The organism is Aeribacillus sp. FSL M8-0235 (assembly GCF_038000355.1).
Lineage (GTDB): Bacteria > Bacillota > Bacilli > Bacillales > Aeribacillaceae > Aeribacillus > Aeribacillus composti.
On record NZ_JBBOBW010000001.1, the window covers coordinates 3,271,877 to 3,296,246 of the forward strand.

22 protein-coding genes and 1 pseudogene are annotated in these 24,370 nt (G+C 37.0%); 6 read left to right on the top strand and 17 right to left on the bottom strand.

The genetic code is table 11. The features are described 5' to 3' along the window. Positions 1-1,071 (top strand): hypothetical protein, encoded by a 1,071-nt coding sequence (locus tag NSQ71_RS16045; RefSeq protein ID WP_340734222.1) that lies wholly within the window; start codon positions 1-3, stop codon positions 1,069-1,071. Positions 1,072-1,689: 618 nt separating this feature from the next. Here NSQ71_RS16045 and NSQ71_RS16050 read toward each other — a convergent pair. The 6 genes from NSQ71_RS16050 to NSQ71_RS16065 form a co-directional block, all read right to left on the bottom strand. Beyond that, positions 1,690-3,054, bottom strand: coding sequence for an MFS transporter (locus NSQ71_RS16050; protein WP_340734223.1), 1,365 nt, complete (start codon positions 3,052-3,054; stop codon positions 1,690-1,692). A gap of 198 nt (positions 3,055-3,252) precedes the next feature. Further along, on the bottom strand, positions 3,253-3,369 hold the full coding sequence (locus NSQ71_RS18630; RefSeq protein ID WP_445684713.1) for a hypothetical protein: 117 nt from the start codon (positions 3,367-3,369) through the stop codon (positions 3,253-3,255). A 97-nt stretch (positions 3,370-3,466) separates the two neighbouring features. Further along, the gene (locus NSQ71_RS18635) at positions 3,467-3,667 is read right to left on the bottom strand and encodes a hypothetical protein (RefSeq protein WP_445684697.1); all 201 of its coding nucleotides are present in this window, start codon (positions 3,665-3,667) and stop codon (positions 3,467-3,469) included. A gap of 142 nt (positions 3,668-3,809) precedes the next feature. Continuing rightward, on the bottom strand, positions 3,810-4,856 hold the full coding sequence (locus NSQ71_RS16055) for an Ldh family oxidoreductase (protein ID WP_340734224.1): 1,047 nt from the start codon (positions 4,854-4,856) through the stop codon (positions 3,810-3,812). Positions 4,857-5,370: 514 nt separating this feature from the next. Continuing rightward, positions 5,371-6,048: an RraA family protein gene (locus NSQ71_RS16060; protein ID WP_340734225.1), complete on the bottom strand. Its 678-nt coding sequence runs from the start codon at positions 6,046-6,048 to the stop codon at positions 5,371-5,373. Positions 6,049-6,089: 41 nt separating this feature from the next. Next, positions 6,090-6,995 (bottom strand): NAD(P)-dependent oxidoreductase, encoded by a 906-nt coding sequence (locus NSQ71_RS16065; protein WP_340734226.1) that lies wholly within the window; start codon positions 6,993-6,995, stop codon positions 6,090-6,092. Positions 6,996-7,316: 321 nt separating this feature from the next. On the opposite strand from NSQ71_RS16065, the gene NSQ71_RS16070 reads away from it, so the two are divergent. After that, positions 7,317-7,976 carry a GntR family transcriptional regulator gene (locus NSQ71_RS16070; protein WP_340734227.1) on the top strand — a complete coding sequence of 220 codons (660 nt, stop codon included), beginning with the start codon at positions 7,317-7,319 and terminating at the stop codon, positions 7,974-7,976. Positions 7,977-8,732: 756 nt separating this feature from the next. Here NSQ71_RS16070 and NSQ71_RS16075 read toward each other — a convergent pair. Further along, positions 8,733-8,921: pseudogene (locus NSQ71_RS16075) on the bottom strand (C40 family peptidase); the annotation flags it as partial. 163 nt (positions 8,922-9,084) lie between these two features. Then, a protein-coding gene (locus NSQ71_RS16080) for an IS3 family transposase (RefSeq protein WP_445684698.1) occupies positions 9,085-10,241 on the bottom strand; the annotation gives its coding sequence in 2 pieces (ribosomal slippage) (positions 9,085-9,980 and positions 9,980-10,241; 1,158 coding nt in all). Positions 10,242-10,328: 87 nt separating this feature from the next. On the opposite strand from NSQ71_RS16080, the gene NSQ71_RS16085 reads away from it, so the two are divergent. Beyond that, positions 10,329-10,655, top strand: coding sequence for a M23 family metallopeptidase (locus tag NSQ71_RS16085; protein WP_340734229.1), 327 nt, complete (start codon positions 10,329-10,331; stop codon positions 10,653-10,655). 346 nt (positions 10,656-11,001) lie between these two features. Here NSQ71_RS16085 and NSQ71_RS16090 read toward each other — a convergent pair. Beyond that, positions 11,002-12,158 (bottom strand): IS3 family transposase gene (locus tag NSQ71_RS16090; RefSeq protein WP_445684698.1). Its coding sequence is split into 2 segments (ribosomal slippage): positions 11,002-11,897 and positions 11,897-12,158, totalling 1,158 coding nucleotides; the frame shifts between segments, so codons are not numbered across the junction. 173 nt (positions 12,159-12,331) lie between these two features. On the opposite strand from NSQ71_RS16090, the gene NSQ71_RS16095 reads away from it, so the two are divergent. Both NSQ71_RS16095 and NSQ71_RS18640 read left to right on the top strand, forming a co-directional pair. Continuing rightward, entirely contained in the window at positions 12,332-12,874 is a 543-nt protein-coding gene (locus NSQ71_RS16095) for a hypothetical protein (protein WP_340734230.1), read from the top strand. A 277-nt stretch (positions 12,875-13,151) separates the two neighbouring features. Continuing rightward, positions 13,152-13,409 carry a replication-relaxation family protein gene (locus tag NSQ71_RS18640; protein WP_445684699.1) on the top strand — a complete coding sequence of 86 codons (258 nt, stop codon included), beginning with the start codon at positions 13,152-13,154 and terminating at the stop codon, positions 13,407-13,409. Between the two features lie 8 nt (positions 13,410-13,417). Here NSQ71_RS18640 and NSQ71_RS16100 read toward each other — a convergent pair. From NSQ71_RS16100 to NSQ71_RS16120, 5 genes are all read right to left on the bottom strand, one after another. Further along, a protein-coding gene (locus tag NSQ71_RS16100; protein WP_340734231.1) for an IS3 family transposase occupies positions 13,418-14,747 on the bottom strand; the annotation gives its coding sequence in 2 pieces (ribosomal slippage) (positions 13,418-14,338 and positions 14,340-14,747; 1,329 coding nt in all). Positions 14,748-14,867: 120 nt separating this feature from the next. Then, positions 14,868-15,824, bottom strand: coding sequence for a siderophore ABC transporter substrate-binding protein (locus tag NSQ71_RS16105; protein WP_340734232.1), 957 nt, complete (start codon positions 15,822-15,824; stop codon positions 14,868-14,870). Positions 15,825-15,989: 165 nt separating this feature from the next. Then, on the bottom strand, positions 15,990-16,748 hold the full coding sequence (locus NSQ71_RS16110) for an iron ABC transporter ATP-binding protein (RefSeq protein WP_094244445.1): 759 nt from the start codon (positions 16,746-16,748) through the stop codon (positions 15,990-15,992). Further along, positions 16,742-17,692 (bottom strand): iron chelate uptake ABC transporter family permease subunit, encoded by a 951-nt coding sequence (locus NSQ71_RS16115; protein WP_327863075.1) that lies wholly within the window; start codon positions 17,690-17,692, stop codon positions 16,742-16,744. Before NSQ71_RS16115 ends, NSQ71_RS16110 begins: the two co-directional genes overlap by 7 nt. Beyond that, positions 17,682-18,635: an ABC transporter permease gene (locus NSQ71_RS16120; RefSeq protein WP_063386800.1), complete on the bottom strand. Its 954-nt coding sequence runs from the start codon at positions 18,633-18,635 to the stop codon at positions 17,682-17,684. Before NSQ71_RS16120 ends, NSQ71_RS16115 begins: the two co-directional genes overlap by 11 nt. A 408-nt stretch (positions 18,636-19,043) precedes the next feature. Here NSQ71_RS16120 and NSQ71_RS16125 point away from each other — a divergent pair, with 408 nt between their 5' ends. Then, complete coding sequence (locus NSQ71_RS16125) at positions 19,044-19,520, top strand: N-acetyltransferase (protein ID WP_063386801.1); 477 nt, start codon at positions 19,044-19,046, stop codon at positions 19,518-19,520. A 220-nt stretch (positions 19,521-19,740) separates the two neighbouring features. Here NSQ71_RS16125 and NSQ71_RS16130 read toward each other — a convergent pair whose 3' ends face one another. The 3 genes from NSQ71_RS16130 to NSQ71_RS16140 are packed head-to-tail and all read right to left on the bottom strand — an operon-like array spanning position 19,741 to position 24,211. After that, complete coding sequence (locus NSQ71_RS16130; protein ID WP_340734233.1) at positions 19,741-20,595, bottom strand: Cof-type HAD-IIB family hydrolase; 855 nt, start codon at positions 20,593-20,595, stop codon at positions 19,741-19,743. A gap of 39 nt (positions 20,596-20,634) precedes the next feature. Further along, positions 20,635-22,497, bottom strand: a complete 1,863-nt coding sequence (locus tag NSQ71_RS16135) for an ABC transporter ATP-binding protein (RefSeq protein ID WP_340734234.1) — start codon at positions 22,495-22,497, stop codon at positions 20,635-20,637. Then, positions 22,478-24,211 (bottom strand): ABC transporter ATP-binding protein, encoded by a 1,734-nt coding sequence (locus tag NSQ71_RS16140; RefSeq protein ID WP_339193373.1) that lies wholly within the window; start codon positions 24,209-24,211, stop codon positions 22,478-22,480. Before NSQ71_RS16140 ends, NSQ71_RS16135 begins: the two co-directional genes overlap by 20 nt. Positions 24,212-24,370 lie beyond the last annotated feature (159 nt).

Genomic DNA, 24,370 nt, shown 5'->3' on the forward strand with positions numbered 1-24,370 from the left:
ATGAACCTTTTTAATACGATAACAAACAGATACAAAATGATCTTTATCTGTTTGTTATCCTCCATGATCTTTTTACAAGGATGCTTCTCAACGGAAACAAAAAACATCGAAGATTACAAATATGCAGTGATTTATACAGATATGTTTGAGAAAGCAGTTATACACCTGTACAATGAAAAAGGAAAGTTTCTTTCAAAACATAAAACGAAATACAGAGGAATGCCTCTTGGAGCTTTTATGAAAAAACCTATTCATATGAATAATAAAGTATATTACGCTAATCCACTATCTAAACACAACACCAATGAATTTATATTAGAGTTAAATAAAAGTAATTTGCAGATTAAAGAAATTCCTAACGAAGAAAAAATTGCTCCCACAGTTTGGACTGTTGATAAGGAGTTTGCTTATATGTCTGAAGGAGATCTTACTTCCTCTAAGCTTGCCAAAACAAATATAGCAACAGGAAAACAGGTCGCATCCACTAAGCTCAAGGGGGAGGCGAACTATATGATTGAACATTCAGACAAATTATATGTATTAACCTTTATACACTCCAATCCAGATGATATTTACGGTATTATCAATGTAATCAATAAAAAAGATTTATCTTTAATTGAAACAATAAAAATAGACGATATGATGTATTCATCAGATATGGAGCTCGTTGACAACGATCTTTTCCTAGTAAAAACATCAGATGGAAAAGACAATCAGTCAAATGAATTAATAAAAATAAACTTGATGAACAAGAAAATTGAAAAGATTATCCTTCCATTCAAAGGCTTGCGTTATATTTATGTACACAAAGATCATATGTTTATCACACAAGGAAATTCGTTTCTAGAACCCACGGAAAAGAAAATTGCGAAACTTCATTTAAATTCTTCTAAAATGGATGTATTTACTACAGAAATTGAAAACTATGTATCATATATTCATGAAGATCAATTTATTACATCAGACGGCACAAAGATACAAATTTATAATCTTGATAACTTCAAAAAAGAAAAAGAATTTAAGTTAAAAGGAGATGAGAATCTATTCACTTCATTTTTCATCAATGATTAAAAGCCAATACTATGTAGAAAAGTATTGGCTTTTTGTAATGCCTTCTCACTGTGTCTAACTTGCGAGTCTCATAATCAAATGTTGACCTTGTCTATGACTTTCGGCATATGTATGTGTTTCTTGCGTCTGTTTCTTTTATCGAAAAGGTTAAGACGTTCATACTAATCAATTCGACATGTCGTTCATACCTCACTGGGTAAGGGTGCAGTCTTTCCTTCCACCTGTCTGCTTCATTTACTCTGTACCATCTTCGACAGAAAGGACTTTGTTTCATCCAATGGCAACTAGCCTCATATGAAGTTCGTGTTTCGAGAGACACTCTAAGTTTGCTGCCCGCTTCCTTCAGATTCCACATCACCACGGACACCATTGCGTTAAGCTAACTGCTACTTTTGCCTTCGCAGCTCGAGACTTTCACCCTAGAGATTACACCCATGCCCGGGTGCATATGAAAAAAGAGAGCTGTTTTCATGCCTTTTTTGTTTTAATCATTCCAGTAATATTTTCTTGGTTAGTTTGTTTTCGATTTTTCTTCAGTTCTTAATAGCAGAAGATCTCCTGTTTCAATCATATCTCCTGTCTATACGTGTATTTCGTTTACAAATTTATAAATGTAGGTTAAACCAACGGGTCTTCCACTGGTTCCTTGATGGTAAATAATACGATCAAACATAACAAGCAAGAAACCGCCAAATAGATCCAAACGGCATTCCAGCTGAAATGATCCAGCATGATCCCCGCAATCAATGGAGCAGCAGCTCCTCCTAATTGGCCGGAAAAGTTAACTACAGAGCAAGCAATTGGATAGGATTTTTTGTTTGTCAGGCCCATAGGGTACACCATATAGGTTGAATATCCAATGTTCAAAAATATACCTAACACGAACATTAGCGCTGCCAGTATATAGGGATTATTAGGCGCATTGATCAACGAATACATCATGAATATAGAGACAAATGCCGTGAACATCATGTTTGGTTTACGCCGCTTGTTTATGATCTTATCCGACAACCAGCCACCCACCATGTTTCCAACAATCGCACCAGTCCATGGAGCCGCAGCTACGATTCCCATGTCCATAATGTCAAACTTCTTTACAGTAGTTAAATAGGTCGGGATCCAAGCCAATAATACGTTCACAACTCCTACCATGAAAAAGTAACCCAAAGCGGCCCCCCAGATATCCCATGAACGGAAAATCTCCTTTTTAGTCTCCAACGGATTGGCCTTCGTAGCCCGAATCAGTTTATCCAGCCACACTAGCTTGTATTCTTTCTTCGGCGATTGAACTTGTTCCTCAGATGTAGTCTGGTCTTCGCCGTGTTCAATATAATTAAGTTCCGCCTCTGATACGAATTTGCTTTCGGACGGACGATTTTTGACTAGAATATACCAAATTACCGATAACACGATGCCGGGAATAGCAAAGAAATAAAAAATGTATCGCCAGCCGAAATCCATCACAATCCATGCACATAACGGCGGCACAAGAACCGGCCCGAATTTTGCCGCTGACAGGAAAAGCCCCGTTGCTGTTCCTTTTTCCTTAGGCGGAAACCAGTTATTAATGGTCGAAGTCATTCCCAGCGGCAACGGCCCTTCAGCCAAGCCTAAAAGGAAGCGAAAAGCCTTTAAAGTAAATAAACTTCCTGCCGTTCCAATCAGCCCTGTAACTACTGACGTTGCCACCATGGCAACGGAGAAGGTGCTACGTACACCAAACTTACTGTAAATAAATCCAGAAGGAATCTGGGCTATGGCATAAGCGAGCAAGAACAGACTTGTTAATGCGCCAGCCTCGGTATTAGACATGGTAAATTCTTCGCGTATAAATGGTAAAGCCATTCCGAGGTTCGCACGATCAGCTGCAGCAACCGTATAGACTAAAAATATCATAAGAGCAACTACCCATCGATACCTCGTCTTCTTTTGTGCCGGACGGATTGCTACATCTTCCTCATTAATTTTGTTCAAATTATTCATACGTTTCTCCACCTTTCATTTACCTATTATTCCTGTACATATGAACAACATTTTTTCTTATATAAAAAAATATATTAGATTAATGGGCTTATCTGGCTATTTTACCTTAGCCTCTTCTTTCGCAAGAGCAGACGATTGACCCGGCTATATTAATTTCACCTGTTCTTTATTTATATAGACCAAGGGGAATACCGCCTTTTAAAAATACTGGATATTCCATTTCGCTAATTCCGTAAAATCTCTCACCGGACCATCAATAATACATCCTACAATTCCTTTTGTTTTCGCATAGTGACTTATCAATTCACCTAGAATCGAACTTCCTACATCTCCACAGGCATCAGCTTAAATAATATCTCCAGGATGTGTTCTATCAGTGAATACGCTTCCAACAATATGAATTCAAGGCTTATTAACACTTTTTATAGAGTAGTCTGTCGCAAACCAAAAAACATTGTTGGAAAAAGACGATATCTCCGGGTTGAGTCAGATCCATTGCTTTGTGAAACATCAAATTATCTCCCGCGGAAACTTTAGTCGTAAAAGCTGGACTTACTAATCTAGCATTATTCACAGTTCTAATTGAACCATCAATTGCAGCAAGCCTATTCATACAATCATCAATGTTTCAAGTGGGAATACTCCTTAACTCTTCTATTAATGCTTCATTAGGTCTGGCAATCGCATTAACAATTTCACAACCGGTATTTTATATAATCTTTCCCTCCCTCCTTAAATGATAAATCATTCAAGTATTACTGGATAAAAGGATGTTTAACACTGTAGTGATCTGCCACATTAATTAAATCATCTATAACTGATTCAGAAAGTATAATCCCATTCTGAATATTATCTTGTTCCTTTCTGTCTTCTATTTCACCCGGAATCATAACCTCTTCAACACCAGGTGCAGTAGGACAAGCCTTAAATTCATTGAAAATACTGTCTACACTGTCTGTAAATTCATTGACAGAGCGTATTTTAGAAATGTCAAAAGCACCAATGAAATAACCTACATTTTGTGGATTTTCAAAATCATCCCAAAAGCGATGAGTCTTTCTTCCATCTAGAGCACCAGCCAAGGAGCTGCACATCAAGTCTATAATTAAGCTTATAGCATATCCTTTCGCACCGCCAAATGGCAACATTGCTCCTTCTAAAGCGGCTTTTGGATCTGTTGTTGGTGCTCCGTTTGCATCAACGCACCATGAATCAGGAATCGTTTTTCCTTCTTTTTCAGCTAATACTACTTTCCCTCTAGCAACGACACTAGTCGCCATATCCAATACTAATGGATTATGTTTGCCTGCTGGAATTGATACGGACAAAGGATTTGTCCCTAACATCGGCTTCGCTCCACCAATTGGTACTACTGCAGCTTCCGAATTACTTATAGCAAAACCAATCATATTTTTATTTGCAGCGTATTTTGTTAAATAGGCTCCTGTACCAAAGTGTGTCCCATTTTTAACTCCAACAAAAGAACAACCGTACTGCTTGGCTCTTTCAATGCATATATCCATCACCTGTAAAGCTACTGATACTCCAATTCCGTTCTTTCCATCCACTGCAAGAAGCGCACCTGAATCCATAATAATTTCTGGTGTAATATTGCTACTAACCACTCCACACTCTACTCGTTTCGCGTACGTTCGGAGACGAGATATTCCATGAGAACCTATTCCACGTAAATCAGCGAAGAGCAAGCCATCAGCAAATATCTTTGATTCTTCCTCTTCTAAACCAGCTGTAGTCATCACAGCAACAACAAATTTTTTCAGATCTTCTACTGGATACCTCATCTTTTATTTCCCCCATTTTCCTTCTATCTTATGGGATATATAGGATTAACATATATTCTGTTAAATCACAAATAAAGCCACCCCATTCATGCACCTATTTGACAGCGCTCGCATCACATATGGCACTAACCTAGTAGCTCCTCTATCGGTACCTTCACCGGTAACATAAGAGACTAAGATTAATGGGCTTATCTAGACATTTTACCTTAGCCTCTTTTTTGACAGGAGCAGACGATTGAACCGGTAGTAGAAGTTTCTTAATTTCGACAGCCATCTATAAGAGCTAAAAACAGATCAACGAACCATCCATTTCATACCCCATATAGTATTAAACTATATTTTTAAGTAGTGTACGGTTAATTCCTAAACGACGTAAAACCTTATTTCTAGGAAAAATCCTTTCTTAAATAACCGTCTTAAAACAATATCGAAATAATAGTTATATGTTTAAAATGTCTCTGCAAAAGTTGATTATGTCCTTAGTAATTATTAATTTACATTTACCGGTAAAACTTTATATATATTCACAACCGATTTCATCAAGTTTAGGATCAACCCATGGTCTTTTATAAGTTCCTTCATTAACCATCGTTTTCATAATCTCTTCTTCTTTTTTTGATACATTTTTTACCTTTTCAAGGAGATCTAGTGCTTCTTCTGGTCGTATGAATACGATCCCATCAGCATCACCAACAACAATGTCACCAGGATGAACAACTTGACCACCAAAACTGATGACTGTATTTATTTCCCCTGGTCCATTTTTATAAGGACCTTTAGGTGTAACTCCTCTAGCATATACAGGGAAATCCATGATGGAAAGAGCATCATAATCTCGTATACTACCATCTACTAAAACACCTGCAAACCCACGCAGTTTACAATAATTGATCATCAATTCTCCGCATATCGCACGATTTGTACTTCCCCCAGCATCAATGACAATAACGTCTCCTTCTCTAGCCATATCCATAGCTTTATGGAACATTAGATTGTCACCCTCCGGGACTTTAACAGTAAAGGCAGTACCCAATAGTTTTGCTTTATTTACAGGTCGAATATCTTGATGAACAGAAGATAAACGATTCAAACAGTCATCTATATTTGCAACTGAAAAGTTTCTAAATTCCTCCACTAAGGAATTGTCTGGTCGTTGAACTTCCTTAATTATTTTACAACCAATATTTGACATTATAACGATTCCTCCTTAACACATTTTTTTGAACTCCATATTTAATTACTATCTGCCTTTTTAGGAATAAATTCTTTTAGAATTTCCGATACATTATTTGATTGTATTACTTGTTGATCTATATCAATATTTATTGAATTTGAGAAGAAAGTTACAACTCCATCCGTAACATAAGGTGGAATTTCAGCTTCTTTTATTAAATTGCAACTATCCATAATTTCTTTATAACGACGATTTTTGTGAATGACATGAGTTGTGATTAAAGCGTTTGCAAAAGTAGTAAAATCATTATTATTGATTGTTTTTGATATGCTTTCCATGACCTCATCTGCAACCCCGTATTTTTTAGCGGTTACCATTGTTTCTAGCACGAGAGCTTCAAGCCCTTTCATAAAAATACTTCTTAATAATTTAATGCTGGCTGCTCCCCCATTAGGATGCGTTATTGCTTGGGAGTTAAAGCCTAATGAATTTAATAGCGCCTGAACTTCTTCTGCCTGTTCTCCAGCAATTAACAGAGGAACTTTTTGCCCTTCAGTCGCTACCGTCCCCATAATAGAGGCGTCTACATAAATACCGCCATTGGAAACAATTAATTTTTCGCTCTTCGACTTTACTAGAGGTGTACTTGTTGTAAGATCTACAAATATTGTTCCTTTACTTATCCCCTTGGCAACCCCCGCGGCTACTGCCTCAGAAGCAGCGCTATTCACCAATGAAATGATGAGGGTACAGCACTCTCCAATCTGTTCAATTCGATCAACAGCTTGGGCACCAATATGGTTAATTTTATCTATTATTAAATCTCTATTACTCTCTAATAAAATGTCATAGACGAAAACGCTTTCTATTTTATCTAAAATTCCTTTTGCAAAAACTTGTCCAACCTCTCCAAACCCAATAATTCCCACACGTAACCCCATATCTCCATTTACGCCCAAATTCATAATCACACCTTCTCTATCTTTATTTTAGCTTTGTAACTTTGGATCCAAAGTAACATTGTTAATTTAGATTATAATTAACCATAATCTAAATTGTCAATCTACTTTTGAAAATTATTTGCTTGAAAGGTGAGAAGCAACTTACTATTGAAATACCTATGAGATCAATTTAAGATAAACTTAAGATAAGTTTGTTATTTTGGATTCAAATTGCACTGTTAAGTTATTAACTGCAATGTTTGTATTTATACTAATAGCTTAAATTTGTCAGCTGTAGCTTTTACTTCAGCATTTATCGCATATATTTTTTAGGAGGATTGTACAATGAAACAAGCATCTCTGTTACCTGCACGTGATCAAGTGGCTGAAATTCTAAGAAAGGCCATATTTACTGGTGAACTTCAACGGGGGCAAGAGCTTACGCAAGAAAAAATTGCAGAAGAACTTGGTACATCAAGAATGCCAGTGAGGGAAGCCTTTCAGATTTTAGAACGTGAAGGGATATTGACTATACAAAAAAGGCGAGCTATCGTTAAAGGTTTAACAATCGAAGATATCGTGGATCATTTGGAAATACGTGCGATGCTTGAAGGGGAAGCTGCTGCACGAGCAAACTTAAGAGGTAATGGGTTTGAAGATCTTAAACTCGCTCTTGAAAATTCAGAAAAAGCCGCATTATCGATGGATATGTTTAGTTATGTATCAGCTAATGAAGCTTTCCATAGAGCTATTTGGGCTGCATCAGGGAGTTCAAGGCTCGAAAATTTTTTAAATTATTTATGGAACGGGCTTCCTCCTCATTTACCAATGTTGCTACCAAAACAAATGAAAAGTTCGATCTCTGAACATCAAAATATTGTTACAGCTATTTGCACAGGTACTCCAGATGAAGCACGTGCTGCTATGATAAATCACCTTAAACGTAGTATTGATGACTTAATTAAGCATCATAAAGATATCGATTCTAAAGAAAAAACAACCTGATAAAAATATAAAACCTATATTACCTGTTAATTTACGAACTGTAATCTCGTAATCCGTAAGTTGGCAGATAATATAGGTTCTTTTTTCTTATCGAATTATTTTGGCACCAGAACCATAATATTTATAAATAATAAAAGGGGTACCGCCAGCAAAACGCAGATTAACAACGCTAAGGAATGCAGAACCCAAGAATCCCTTGATATGACAACGTTTAGAGAACCTTCCTATTGTCCGTATGTCATAAAGTCCCTTAATTAAATGAAATATTGCATAACTTGAATTCAGGCTTTTTGACATGATGAATTCAAAGGATATTAGGCTTGTCATAAAGCGTACTTTTTGACATAAACGCTTAGCGTTGTAAATCCGCGAAATGATGGTGCTACCCCGAGAATAGCAAAGTTGATGCTAGTACTCTAGCAAGTACTGATTTAACGTTCATAATTAACCCCCATTTTTTTGTAATTAAAGCAAGAAAATTATATACCGTAAGATTTATCCAAGTATACAAAAGTTTTCACAATATAATGGTGTAATATATGGGTTATTTGGATAATTTAAACAAAATATAGATAGATACAGATTTTATTAAGAAATAATTAGTATTGCTACGGTCTAAGCTACCTACTAAAAAAGTAAATAAGGATCTATGACTAAACAAAGTTTCTGTTGATACTATCTCTTTCATCGAACGTAATAAAGCCGGGCGAGGATTTCCCCTCTCCCGGCTTCTGTTGATACTTGTAATGCTTCCCCTTATATTCTTTTTACACGTCCATTGAATTTTTGTTGCCAATAACCTTTTGACATGTCAGCAATCGCAACACCTGTTTTTGATTGCGCCCCTATGAATTTACCATCACCGACATAAATCCCCACATGGCCATCGGCTTTATAGGTATCAAAAAATACAAGATCACCAGGCTGCATTTCACTAGGCAATACAGGCTGTCTGATATTAGGTCAATAAAGTAGACACAAAAATTTATAGATTTTTTTTCGCAGCTACCGCGCTATCGCTTGGTGGCCTTTTAAAAATAATTACGACGTTGTCCTAATTATTTTTAAAGGTAAATTTTCGGGTCTAACTATTCTATTAATATGTTCATTAAGCTCCCTTTTTATAGTACATACGTTCGTATTCAGATGGCGAAAAATACTCTGTTGCGGAGTGAATACGTTTATTATTGTAAAATATTTCTATATACTCAAATATGCTCTTTTTTGCTTCCTCCCTTGTTTTATAACGAGTCTGATAGATTAGTTCTTTTTTTATTATCCCATGAAATGATTCAATACAAGCGTTGTCATAACAATTTCCTTTGCGGCTCATGCTACATTTCATTCCGTATTCCATTAGCTTAGCTTGATAGTCATTTGAAGCATATTGACTCCCTCGATCAGAATGATGGAGGATAGAACCCTGTGGTTGTTGACGCTGATAGGCTTGCTTTAAAGCACTTAACACTAGCTCCTTTTTCATGGAACAGTCTATATGCCAGCCGACTATTTTCCTTGAATACAAATCCATCATACTAGCTAGATAAAGCCAACCTTCATCCGTTGGAATGTAGGTGATATCAGCTACCCATACTTCATTTGGTTTCGTAACAGTAAAATGTTGGTTTAAGACATTTTCGTGAACCGGATGGTTATGTTTTGAGTTAGTAGTTGCCTTATGCTTTTTCACGGTACGAGACTTCATTCCCTCTTCATTCATTATGCGGGAAACCGTCTTCTGTGAAACCTTAATGCCTTCATGATTAAGCTTTTTGGTAACCTTGGGACTCCCATACAGTTGGCGAGATTCGATATACACACGACGCACTTCCTGCGTCAATTCTTCTCGACGCTCTTGTCTAGCACTTTTGGGACGATCACGCCATTTATAATAACCGCTTCGAGAAACTTTCAATACTTCGCACATCTTCTCCAATCGGTAATCGAAGCGATGTTTATGGATAAATGAATATTTTACCGATGGTCTTTCGCGAAGAAGTGCATCGCCTTTTTTAAGATGGAGTTTTCCTCCTCCAGATCCCGAATACGTTTCTTCAGTTCACGAACTTCGTGGTCTTCGGATCGAAACGTTTGGGTTTCTGTTATTTCAGGTTCTTGCTTATATTTTTTCATCCAGCCGTGAAGAGTATTTTCGTTAATTTTGAGCTCACGAGCCACTTGTGCAACGGATTTCGCTTCCTCCAAAATATAACGAACAGTTTGACGCTTAAAGTCTTCCTCGTACCGCCTTTGTTTTTTTGTCATGTAGACACCTCATTTTTCAGTCTATTATTACTATAATAATCTGTGTCTACTTTTTAGTCTAACATCACATTGGGTGGAGAAACAAAGATGCATAAAGGAATTGATATTGCAGGAGGAAACGATTTAGGAAAACCAGTTGTGGCGTTTATGGATGGAAAGGTTATATATTCCCAATACAACAACGGGGGATATGGTTATTTGGTGATTATTCAACACGAGAACAATATGAAAACTTATTACGCTCATTTACAAAAACAAGGAATTAGCAAAGGAACAAAGGTTAGAGCTGGACAAGTTATTGGATACATGGGATCAACAGGACGATCAACAGGGGTTCACCTTCATTTTGAGATTAGAATAAACGATCAACCAGTGAATCCAAGACCATATTTAAAAGAATGGATAGGAGAATAAGATTTGTAAACAAAAAATAAGTGGATCAAATCCTTGTCACATAAGCATTTATAAAGCTTGAAATACAGTTCGTGTAAACAGTTTTATGAAAATCATAAGAAAAAGAGTAAACACTTAAAATCGTTGAAATATAAACGTTTTTAAGTGTTTTTTCTAACTTTTTGTATACATTCTATCATTTGCAAGCTGTTTGATATTAGGTCAATAAAGTAGACACAAAAATTTATAGATTTTTTTTCGCAGCTACCGCGCTATCGCTTGGTGGCCTTTTAAAAATAATTACGACGTTGTCCTAATTATTTTTAAAGGTAAATTTTCGGGTCTAACTATTCTATTAATATGTTCATTAAGCTCCCTTTTTATAGTACATACGTTCGTATTCAGATGGCGAAAAATACTCTGTTGCGGAGTGAATACGTTTATTATTGTAAAATATTTCTATATACTCAAATATGCTCTTTTTTGCTTCCTCCCTTGTTTTATAACGAGTCTGATAGATTAGTTCTTTTTTTATTATCCCATGAAATGATTCAATACAAGCGTTGTCATAACAATTTCCTTTGCGGCTCATGCTACATTTCATTCCGTATTCCATTAGCTTAGCTTGATAGTCATTTGAAGCATATTGACTCCCTCGATCAGAATGATGGAGGATAGAACCCTGTGGTTGTTGACGCTGATAGGCTTGCTTTAAAGCACTTAACACTAGCTCCTTTTTCATGGAACAGTCTATATGCCAGCCGACTATTTTCCTTGAATACAAATCCATCATACTAGCTAGATAAAGCCAACCTTCATCCGTTGGAATGTAGGTGATATCAGCTACCCATACTTCATTTGGTTTCGTAACAGTAAAATGTTGGTTTAAGACATTTTCGTGAACCGGATGGTTATGTTTTGAGTTAGTAGTTGCCTTATGCTTTTTCACGGTACGAGACTTCATTCCCTCTTCATTCATTATGCGGGAAACCGTCTTCTGTGAAACCTTAATGCCTTCATGATTAAGCTTTTTGGTAACCTTGGGACTCCCATACAGTTGGCGAGATTCGATATACACACGACGCACTTCCTGCGTCAATTCTTCTCGACGCTCTTGTCTAGCACTTTTGGGACGATCACGCCATTTATAATAACCGCTTCGAGAAACTTTCAATACTTCGCACATCTTCTCCAATCGGTAATCGAAGCGATGTTTATGGATAAATGAATATTTTACCGATGGTCTTTCGCGAAGAAGTGCATCGCCTTTTTTAAGATGGAGTTTTCCTCCTCCAGATCCCGAATACGTTTCTTCAGTTCACGAACTTCGTGGTCTTCGGATCGAAACGTTTGGGTTTCTGTTATTTCAGGTTCTTGCTTATATTTTTTCATCCAGCCGTGAAGAGTATTTTCGTTAATTTTGAGCTCACGAGCCACTTGTGCAACGGATTTCGCTTCCTCCAAAATATAACGAACAGTTTGACGCTTAAAGTCTTCCTCGTACCGCCTTTGTTTTTTTGTCATGTAGACACCTCATTTTTCAGTCTATTATTACTATAATAATCTGTGTCTACTTTTTAGTCTAACATCAGTTTTCCTAGTTTAATTGTAAACATTTTATTTTAGTTGGATTTAAAAGATATTGAAATAATAACAATTTTACATGTTTACAAAACAATAGAAAGGACTGGATGAAGATGAAAAAAGAATACTATGTAGCACATACCGTGGAACATAACGGAATCAAGATTCCATACTATCATTTCGTTTATTTTGGGGAGTTTCATAAAATTCTTCTGAAACAAAACAGAAAGCATTGTCTCCGTGACGGAACAGATATAAGGGAATTTTTCAATAAGATTTCCTATCATCAATATGATTTCAGTGGGAACTATACCGTTTTTGAAAAAGCAATTTTGATTACTATTCATTACTTTGAAAACAATATCGAAAGAGATCTCGATAATTTGAATTACAAACCATTAATTGACGGGATTAGAAAGACAGGAATCATAAAAGATGATAGCTGGCAACACTTATCCTTTATGCATTTTGGAAATTTGATTCCAGATGAAGATGAAGATGAACGAATTGAAGTGTACGTTATCCCTCAAAGTTTTTTAGTGGATTTTCTTTTAACAGGAAAAATTACGATCAATCTTTCTGAAAAACATTTTTCCGAAATAACAAATAGGGAAGAAGTAGATTTGATGAAAAAAGAGAGTTTGGGCTTTTGGTAAACAGTCTTAGAAAGGTTCAAATAGTAGAAAAAAATGTGATCAAAATAAGGGTAAAAAAACCTAAAGATTGTTTTCTGAATTTTGACCTTAAAATTAGACAACAATTTTAACCTAAAATGAAGCGTAAAATCGTTGATTTATCAATGTTTTCAACAGTTTTATGTATTAAAAAAAAGATCATTTTTTGAATGCAGTTTAGTGTGAGGATTCCGAAAAAATGAGGAATCTGAAACACTAAACAGACCCCGGAGAGAAGGCATCAAAGAGGAGGAAAAAAATGAGTGAATACAAGTACTATGAGCAATTGAATGACCGAAAGATTAATATACTAGAAGATTTATATAATTATCGAGCCATGACAACGGATCAGATAAAGAGGATATACTTTCCGAATTCAAAGTTCTATGTCAATAAGGTTCTATACCAATTGAGAAAGAGCAAATACATTGCAAGTAACACGCTGAAAGGGAGTAGGAAGAACAAAAAGGGGATCACCTATCATTTTAAAGTGGCACCCATGTCAAGGACACTATAAAAAAGAGATTAAGCAGCTAGAAGATGATTCCTATATTGAATAGGGGTCATCTTTTTTAAATTCCACTGATAGCGGTAATTGTTATAGTAAACCATGTAATGATTAATTTTTGACTTCAATTCCTTCAATGTTCTTGCCGATTTATAATCCACTTCATCCTTAAGGTGGCCAAAGAATGATTCTTGAGGGGCATTATCCCAGCAGTTGCCTCTTCGTGACATAGACTGGCCCAGGCCATACTCCTTTAAAAGCTTCTGGTAACGTGGGCTTGTATAGTGGCTTCCCTGATCCGAGTGGATAAAAGCCTCTTCATGGAGAGTAATTTTTTTATTGTTCATCAATTGATGGATCGTCTGGGTGGCGATGTCCAAGGTGATGCGATCAGACACATGGTAAGCCAGGATTTCATTGGTGGAGGCGTCTTTTACGGTCGACAAATAAGCCATACAATTTCCGTTATATGGAAGATAAGTGATATCCGTAAGTAGTACTTTCCCAGGGATTCCCTGCTTGAATTCCCTGTTTAATTTGTTTGGGACAACCTGATGCTCCTTCGTTGCTTTAGCGATCTTTTTATAAGGGTTAGGCTTTCGGTGAGGACAGACGATTCCGTATTTCCTCATGATCCTCTGGATCTTTTTACGGCTGAAGATAATATCAAACTCATTCTCCAATATCATTTTGATAGAGCGTGAACCTTTCTTATATCCCCGCCGGTCAAAGGCCTTTAAGATGATTTCCTTCGCTTCAAGGTCCAATTTCTCCCGTGCTTCCCGGACAGAGGAAGCCTTCAGGTAGCTGTAATATCCCGACCGTGAGACATCCAGAAGGTCACAAAAATACCTGGTCATCCCCTTGAATCCATTCTGTTCAATGGTCTCCTGTATCAATTGGTACGCTTTATTCGGATTGAGATTTTCGCTAGCTTGCGTTTAGCATCCTTTCGGTCAATTCTAGCTTTTTTAACAGCTCCACCTGTCCTTCCAACAGCTCAATTCTGGCCCTTTGCCTTTCAATCACTTCGGACTGTGTAAGCTCACGCTTTAAGGGTCTCCCAGAAGCCGTTTTCCTTGAATCTGTAAGCCCTATCAGGCCATTCTTTTCATAGGCTTTTTTCCATCTATGGGCTGACTGTTCAATTCGTTTTATGCCGATAACGTCCACATCAAAGCCGTTTTCCTCAAAGATCTGACGAGGGAATTTTCCAGCTTGGTATTCATCTATAAATCTATTTTTAAAATCGTCAGTATAGGTAATAGACCTTTCGCTGACACGTTGTACATTTGGATTTTTTTGAAGTATGTTTATCTCTTTAGATGAAAAAGTTATTTTACTCATATTGTCCCCTACCCCCCATATTCTGAAATTCAAGTATATAAAAATACCTGTAGGTTGAACACTCTTTTTTTCGAGTGTCCTACCTACAGGTACCATTTTATTCAGCTCCCTTTTGAAAAATTATTGGATCGCATTATCCACTTCTTTCACCATTTCAGCAACCGAAATCAATCCGCCGCCGGATAAATACCAGTAGTTAGGATCTAAGTACACAATATTGCCGTTTTTGTAGGCATTTGTCTTTTTCACTAATTCATTTTCTACTGTTTGTTTTGCAGATGATTGGCCGCCTACAGCAGCACCGCGGTCTACCACAAATAAGTAATCAGGATTTTTTTCAACGATATATTCAAATGAAATGCTTTGTCCGTGTGTAGAAACTTCAATGTTTTCATCTACAGCTTTAATCCCAAATTCATCATGGATGAGTCCAAATCTAGATTTCTGTCCATATGCGCTGACTTTCCCTTCATTAGCTAAAATAACTAATGCATTTTTTCCAGACGCTTCTGCTTTTTCTTTTAGCTTTTTAATCGATTCATCGATTGCTGCCAATTCTTTTTCAGCTTCCTCTTCTTTACCGAAAATTTTTCCAAGTGTTTTCACATTTTCATGGAATGACTCTAAATATTTCGTTGTATCAACACCCATAAAGATGGTTGGTGCAATTTTCTCAAACTCTTCATAAACCTCTGATTGTCTTCCGGAAATAATGATCAAATCAGGCTCAATCGAACTGATTTTTTCAAAATCCGGTTCTTTTAAACCGCCGACATTTTCATATTTATCGTCACTGTATTTGTCTTTTAAATAGGATGGAAGGTTATCCTTCGGTACACCTGCCACTTCAACGCCAAGCTTATCCAATGTGTCAAGAGCACCAAAATCAAAAACGACGACTTTTTCTGGATTTTTCTTCACTTTTGTTTCGCCAAGCTGATGCTTAATCGTCAGTTCTTCTGACTCCTGTTTCGTGTCATTTTTTTCACCTTCGCCGCTAGTTGACCCGTTCGAGCCGCAAGCTGCAACAACAAAAACCATCAAAGAAGCAATGAGAAAAACTAAAAACTTTTTCATAAAAATTACCCCCTGTATATTTTTTGAATGATGTCGGCAATTCTTTAAACATCTCTCAATTGAATAAGAAAATCATTATCATTTCGAATTCTTTGTAAGGAAGAGCTGACAGCTCTTCCTTCTGCTGAGATGTTTATCAAAATGCCTCCATCCATACTACCCTTCTTAAGAAAAGTACACACATATTTTGCAATTGTTTATTTGCTGAATGTTTATATCCATATCATATACGTCTTTTAAGACAGAATGATCTATGACTTGATCAGTTGGCCCGACGTGTACGAGCTCTCCATCTTTCATTGCAACTACATAATCGGCATACACCGATGCAAAATTGATATCGTGCAGTACAATGACAATTGTTTTTCCAAGTTCATCGACAAGTTTTCTTAACATTTTCATAATTTGCACAGAGTGCTTCATATCTAAATTGTTCAATGGCTCATCAAGCAAAATATATTCGGTATCCTGCGCGATCACCATAGCGATAAAAGCCCGCTGCTTTTGGCCTCCGCTCAACTGATCAAGAAATTTATGTTCAATCTCTTCAAGCCCCATGTAACGGATCGCTTCATCCACATGCCTTTGATCTTCTTTTGTTAATCTTCCGCTTGAATACGGAAATCTACCGAAAGAGACAAGTTCCCTGACTGTTAAGCGAAGATTAATGTGGTTTGATTGCTTTAAGATCGAAATTTTTTTCGCCAAATCGTTGCTTTTGCATGCGCCAATTTCTTTTCCGTCAATCAATATTTCTCCTTCATCTTTTTTTATTAATCGGCTGATCATTGATAGCAGTGTGCTTTTTCCAGCTCCGTTTGGGCCGATGAAGGCTGTGATTTTTTGTTTCGGAATTTTCAGCGAGACGCCTTTTACTACAAATTTGTTTCCGTACTGTTTTGAAACATTTTTTACTTCTACCATGATCGATTCTCCTTTAATAGAAGATAAATAAAATAAACCCCTCCAACAAAATTAATGACAACACTTAACGTAGTTGAAAATGTAAACACTCTTTCGACCAATAGCTGACCGCCAACCAACGCAATGATGGAAAAAAGAACGGTCCCGATCGTTAAAACACTATGTTTATATGTGTTTAAAAATTCCCTTGCCACGTTAATCACGAGAAGGCCCAAAAACGTCATCGGACCGGTTAAAGCTGTCGAAATCGAAACGAAAACAGCCACAATGATCAAAAGCCTTTTGACAACATGATCGTAATCAATGCCGAGATTAATCGCATGCTCCCTTCCAAGTGCCAGCACATCTAAATATTTGGCATATTTCAGTGAATAAAGACCCGCCAGCAGCATAACGGCAATCGACAAGTACAGCAAATCCGTATTCACGTTATTGATGCTGGCAAACATTCTGTCCTGTACAATTAGAAATTCGTTAGGATCTATCAGCACTTGCATAAAAGAAGTCAAGCTGTTAAATAATGTTCCGAATATCAGTCCAATTAGAAGAAGAAAATAAATGTCTTGACCCTCGCCTCGAAGAAGGAATTTGTAAAAGATCAGTGCAAACAGCATCATAAAGAACAAGGAAAGCGCAAAGTTAATATTTTTATCGATCATCGCAACATGTGTTGAACCAAATAAAAAGACAAGCATGGTTTGCAAAAGCATATATAAAGAATCTAAACCTAAAATGCTCGGAGTTAAAATTCTGTTGTTTGTAATCGTTTGAAATACTAATGTTGAAAAACCGATTGCTACACTTGTAATAATAACCGCCAGCATCTTCACCGAACGGCGCGGCAATGCATAATCCCAATTTTTGCCGAGGTCGATGAACAAAAAGGTGATAATTAAAAGGACTGCGACCACTAGAAGAGATGTTAATTTCGCTCTATAACCCATATGCTTTTCTCCTCATAAGTAAGTAAACAAAAATGGCACTGCCGATGACACCGACGGTTAAGCTGATCGAGATTTCGTACGGATATATAATGATTCGCCCTAAAATATCGCAAAACATAACGAAAACAGCACCGAGCAAAGCGGTATGAATCAAATTCTTTTTCAAATGGTCTCCATTGTATATGGCGACAATATTCGGAACGACAAGACCTAGAAACGGAATGGTTCCAACCGTCAATACAACAGATGAAGTGATCAAAGCTACGATAACAAGTCCGATATTGACAACTTGCTTATAATTCAAGCCTAAATTTTTCGAAAATTCCTCTCCCATTCCAGCGACAGTGAATTGATTCGCATACAAGTATGCAATTAATACAAAAGGAATGCTGACGTACAATAATTCATATTGACCTTTTAAAATTAACGAAAAATCTCCTTCCAGCCATGAGGAAACATTTTGAATCAAATTATTTTTGTATGCAAAAAAAGTAGTGATAGATCCAATGATGTTGCCAAACATCAGCCCGACTAGAGGAACAAAAATAGTATCTTTATATTTAATTTTTTCTAATATTTTCATAAAGATAAATGTTCCTAAAAGTGCAAAAGCAAAAGCGACAATCATTTTTTGAATCGGACTGGCGTCTGCAAAAACCATGATCGCAACTAAAATCCCCAATCTGGCGGAATCCATCGTTCCTGCCGTAGTTGGGGAAACGAACTTGTTTCTGCTCAGCTGCTGCATAATAAGACCGGCAATGCTTATACTCGTTCCTGCAATAATAATGCTAATAACGCGCGGAATTCTGCTGATGATCAAAATTTGTATTTGTTCATCTGTCAAATTGAATATATCAGTTGGTTTAATATCGTTTACTCCGATAAAAATCGATGCAATTGAAAGAATAATGAGAGCAATGATCAAATATCGTTTTTTCATTTTTTAACTCTTTCCGTAATAAATTAATAATGAGATTCGTTATCAATTATAATAAGAATAAGACTCATTTTCAATACATTTAGAAAAAATATCTAAATTTGTCCACAAAAGAAGGTTATTTTCGTTGATGGATGAAGAAGATTCATATATTTAGAGATCCTCTCTTACAGGAATCCATTTTTTCACTAAATTCATTGAATGATAGCTCCCTTTTAATATAATCCTCTAATGAATTATTTCTCCCGCCAAAATTTTACTTACAGAAAATGTTTAAATATTTGATGAACTTGCATAATTATAAATTGTTTGGTTTTTTTATTGACAAAATAATGTTCATACCGATAATATATATGAATAAATATTTTGTTTTACTTATAATTATTCATTCGATTAAATGAGGGAGTATACATGCACATTCGAAGAGCGACTATGAGCGATACAGATGCCATCTATCAATTAATTAAACATTATGCATTGGAAGGAAAGCTGCTCAGCAGAACGTACGCATCTATTTATGAGAATTTACAAAATTTTTATGTTGCAGATGAAGGCGGAGCAGTGGCTGGCGTTGCCAGCTTGCATATTTTAGACAAAGATTTGGCTGAAATCCGCTCGCTGGCCGTTGACCCTGACCATACCGGAAAAGGCATCGGAAAAGAGCTCGTAAAACAAATCATTTATGAAACAAACAGGTTGGAAATTGAAAATTTGATTGCCTTAACGTATCAAATCGAGTTTTTTACCAAATTAGGATTCGATATCGTTGACAAGCAATCTCTCCCGCAAAAAATGTGGAAGGATTGCATCAATTGTCCGAAACTTCCATCGTGTGACGAAACAGCTATGTTAAAAAAAGTATGGCAGACAGAACTAGCGAAACAATAAAAATAATTTCATCACACTTTTTTATTGCCCGCCTCAAAGAAGCCGCACCGCCGCAGTTTTCAATAGTAAATAAAATGAAAGGAGCTATCCAGAAAGTCAAATCCCTATCGTAAACAAAAAATTATAAACGTCGATATATCAACGTTTATAAAACATTAAAGGGGGCGTCAATAAGCCGTAAAAACGACTTATTAGACACCCCTTTGCATCCATAAACTATTTACAGCACAAATTGTCGAATAGCATGGGCGACACCGTGTTCATCGTTTGTCCTCGTCACGATATCGCACATTTCTTTCACCTCAGGCTCGGCATTCCCCATTGCAACGGAAAGCCCTGCAGCTTCCAGCATTGGAACGTCATTGAAATTATCACCAATCGCAATCGTTTGTTCCAATGGGATATTGTAGTGCTTGGCAACAGCTTTTAATCCGTATCCTTTATTTCCCTTTTCATCCATTATTTCAATGTTGTAGTCACCTGATGTCGTAACCACAATCCCAGCAATGTTTTCTAATTGTTCCATAATTTCTTTTCTAGTATGTTGATTAAATTGCAAAATAAAAAACTTCTGGACCGATAAATCACCGCGGTTTATAACATCTTGTATATGACGAAAGTATCGATTATTGTCGGTCCTTTTTGGCTGCTCGATAAACAGTTTGTACTCAGATTCAAGCAAACATTTTGCCAGCTCCGGATTCGACTGCAGAGCAGAGCGAACTTTGGCGCTCCAGTCTTCCGGCATCCAAATACCATCATTTGTATAAAGTTTATACGGCACACCATAACTCTCCAAAATTTCGGCTGCTTCCAACATGTTTTGTTTGTTCATTGAAATGTATTTCGGCTTTTCTCCTTCGATTACGACAACTGTTCCATTGCTTGCTGCAAATGGACATGCAAAATCATATTCGTCCAGCAGTTCACGAATACTCTCAGGCGCCCTGCCGGAGCAAATCATGATGATGTTTCCCTCATTTTGTGCTTCCCGAATAGCTGTAAGATTTTCTTCTGATATGGATAAATTTGAAGATAGCAATGTCCCGTCTAAATCAATAGCTACTAATTTCATACTGTTTCCCCTTTTAACAAAGTAAAGTGATTATATTCATTATATATGATCCTTTATTTCTGACAACATGTCTTTCGTTTTTAATTGCGGTTTTAGCTGGTTTGTGACTAAATCAAAATAAAACCCCTCTTTTTCCAGCAATTCATCATGAGATCCTTTTTCCACAATGCGACCATCCAGGATAACAAATATTTGATCTGCTTTTTTAATTGTATTCAGCCGATGAGCGATCACAAAGCTTGTTCTCCCCTTCATCAGCCTCTCCAGCGCTTCTTGAATCTTTAATTCTGTTACAGTGTCAATGCTGCTTGTCGCTTCATCCAGCAATAAAATGGACGGATTTTTTAAAATCGCCCTCGCAATTGAAAGAAGTTGTTTTTGTCCTTGACTGATGCTCGTTCCACCTTCGTTAATGATTGTATCATATTGATCAGGCAGGTTTTTAATAAATGAGTGAGCATTTGCTAGCTTTGCCGCTTCCTCCACTTCCTCATCTGTTGCATCCAATCTTCCGTATCGGATATTTTCACGAATTGTCGTGTGAAACAAAAAAGGATCCTGCAATACAAACCCCATTGCTTGACGAAGTTCACTCCGTCTTAATTTGGAAATATCCTTTCCATCTATCAAAATTCTCCCTTCTTTTACTTCATAAAAGCGTGCCAGTAAATTGATGATCGTTGTTTTTCCGGCGCCGGTGGCACCGACAAGGGCAACTGTTTCTCCCGGAGAAACATGAAAGCTAATATTTTTTATCGTTTGGCTCTCTTCCCCGTATGAAAAAGATACTCGATCAAACACAATGTCCCCTTTTATATTTGCGGATTGTACATATTCTCCAAAATCAGCTTCCTCTGCCTGCTCATCGAGCAAATCAAATACCCGCTCTGCACCGGCAACCGCAGATAATAATGTATTAAATTGATTGGCAAGATCATTTAAAGGTCGTGTAAACTGCCTGGCGTACTCCGCAAAAACAACAATCGTTCCGATGGTTATCCACCCTTTTAGAGCAAAGATTCCACCGAACCCTGCAATCAATGTAAAACTTAAATTGTTTAATACGTGCATAAGCTTTGGGATAAAACCGGAAATCGTCTGAGCCCAAAATGAAGATCTCCGCAGCCTTTCATTTTTTTCTAAAAACTCATGCATAACCCGGTTCTCTTGTGAAAAGGTTTTGACAATTCGCTGACCAGTGATGGTTTCTTCAATGTATCCATTCAGTTCTCCTAAACTTCGCTGCTGCTCTTTAAACAATTGTCCAGTCCGCCGGGTAATCCATTTCATACCTACAACCAATAAAGGAACAACTATTAAGGTGATGATTGTTAAAAAAGGGCTCATCCATAACATAACAGAAATAACACCAATTAATGTAAGAACACTGGATGAGATTTGAATCACTGAGCTGTTTAATGTCGAGCTGACGTTTTCAACATCATTGGTCATTCGGCTCATCAGCTCTCCCGTTTTTTTCTGATCAAAAAAAGAAATGGGAAGAAGGTGAAACTGGCGAAATAGATCGGATCTCATTTTATACACAGTATTTTGCGCCACTTTGATCATCCATATGTTTTGCAGCCAAATGGAAAGGGAATGCAATGCATAGATCAAAACAAGAACGACGAAAAAAAAGAAAAAGTGATTTCCGCTTTTTTCTACAATATAAATGTCGATCCCTTTCCCTACTAAAAAAGGCCCAAGGATTGTTAAAGCTGTGCTAATAAAAACCATGAGCAAAACGAAAAAAAACAAAACCTTTTGATCTGACATATATCCCCAAATTCTTTTTAATGTTCCTTTCCAGTCTTTAACTTTTGAAGAGCTTTTCTTCACTTTTGACTCATTTGTCAGCTTTAGTTTTTCATATCGGAAAGGTTCAATAAGACTTTTGAGCATGACGGATGCCATCCTTTCCATATTGTGATTCATAGATTTTTTGGTAAAGTGGAACGCTGCGTATTAATTCATCATGCCTTCCTTTCGCAAGCACCTTTCCGTTTTCTAGTAGCAAAATTTGATCAGCCGCCATCGCTGTTAAAATTTTTTGCGTAATGATCAAGGTCGTACATGGATATTTCATCAATGCTTGAAGCAGTTTTCTTTCCGTCTTTAAGTCTAAAGCACTCGTGCTGTCATCAAGCAGCAATATTTTTGGCTTTCGGACAAGCGCTCTGGCAATCGAAATTCGCTGCTTTTGCCCTCCGGAAAGATTCACGCCTTTTTGGCTGATAAGGGTATCATATCCATGAGGTAGCTTTAAAATCGTATCATGTATTTGGGCATCCTTTGCAGCAGCAATGATTTCTTCCATAGTAGCATCTTCTTTTCCCCATAAAATATTATCTTTTACCGTTCCAGTGAATAACAGCGATTCTTGCGGAACCATCCCAATTGACCTTCTTAAATGCTCAAGCTTGATCGTACGTATATCGAAACCGTCAATATAAACGGCTCCTTTTTCTAAGTCATATAATCGCGGAATTAAATTGAAAAGAGTCGATTTGCCGGAGCCGGTAGCCCCCATCACCGCCATAGTTTCTCCAGCATTTACCGTAAACGATACATCATCAAGCACCTTAACGGCTGAATCCGGGTATGCAAAGGACACCGATCGAAATTCAATTTTTCCCTCTGTTATTTGATGACTTGATTCGGCAAGCTCATCAGTCAATTTTACTTCTGTTTGAAGCACCTCCGAAATCCTTAAGCTGGAGGCTTTTGCCCTGGAAAAACCAGAGACAATAAAAGACAGCATAGATAAAACAGAAATGATCCTCGTTGAATAATTGACGATCGCAACGACTTCACCTACTTTTGCCTCACTTGGTCCAGCATGAGCCGCCCATAAAATAATTAAGATGCTTACATTCATTACAAAAAGCAAGACAGGCTGCATAATTTCCATAAAGCGGAGTACGAAAATTGTTTGGTCTTTTAAATCTTTGTTCGCCTTCTGAAAGCGATTAACTTCATAGTCATTTCGCAAAAAAGCTTTGATTAAGCGCATATTCGTCAAGTTTTCCTGTATGACTTTATTCACCGTATCCAGCTTTTCTTGCACGATTCGAAACATCGATCCTGCTCTTTTCATCACCCATAAAAGAAAAAAGATCAGACACGGAAGAATGACGATGAGAATGAAGGATAATGTAAAATTTACTGCTAGAGCCATAACCGCGCCGCCGATCACCAACAATGGAGCACGCAGCATAATCCGAAGTCCCATAAAAATTGTGTTTTGCACTTGGGAGACATCATTTGTCATCCTTGTAATGAAAGATGAATTGGAAAATTGATTATAGTTCGCAAATGAAAAGGATTGAATTTTCCCAAAAAGAACTTTTCTAATATCAAAGCCAAAGCTCTGGCTGACATGCGCCGCAAAAAATGAATTAATGATGCCTGCTGCAAAGGCAAGAGCCGATACACCAACCATCACCAACCCCCAATGGACGACAGCTGATAAATCCCTTTTCAAAATTCCATCATCTACAATTTTTGCCATAAACAAAGGCTGGACAAGCTCCACTGTCAGCTCGGTTAACATGAGAGCAAGAGCAATAACAACCGCCAAGCGGTACGGTTTTAAGAAAGACGCCACTTCTTTCATAAGCATAGCCTCCAAAAAGTATGAACGAAACTATTTATATTTTCCATCATACAACTTTATAAAAAAATTTTTAACTATTTTTACTTTTCCCTATTAAAGAAGGCAATTATATGTTTTTATGGGACGTGTGGTAATTCCAACTATTGTTTGAAAGCTGAC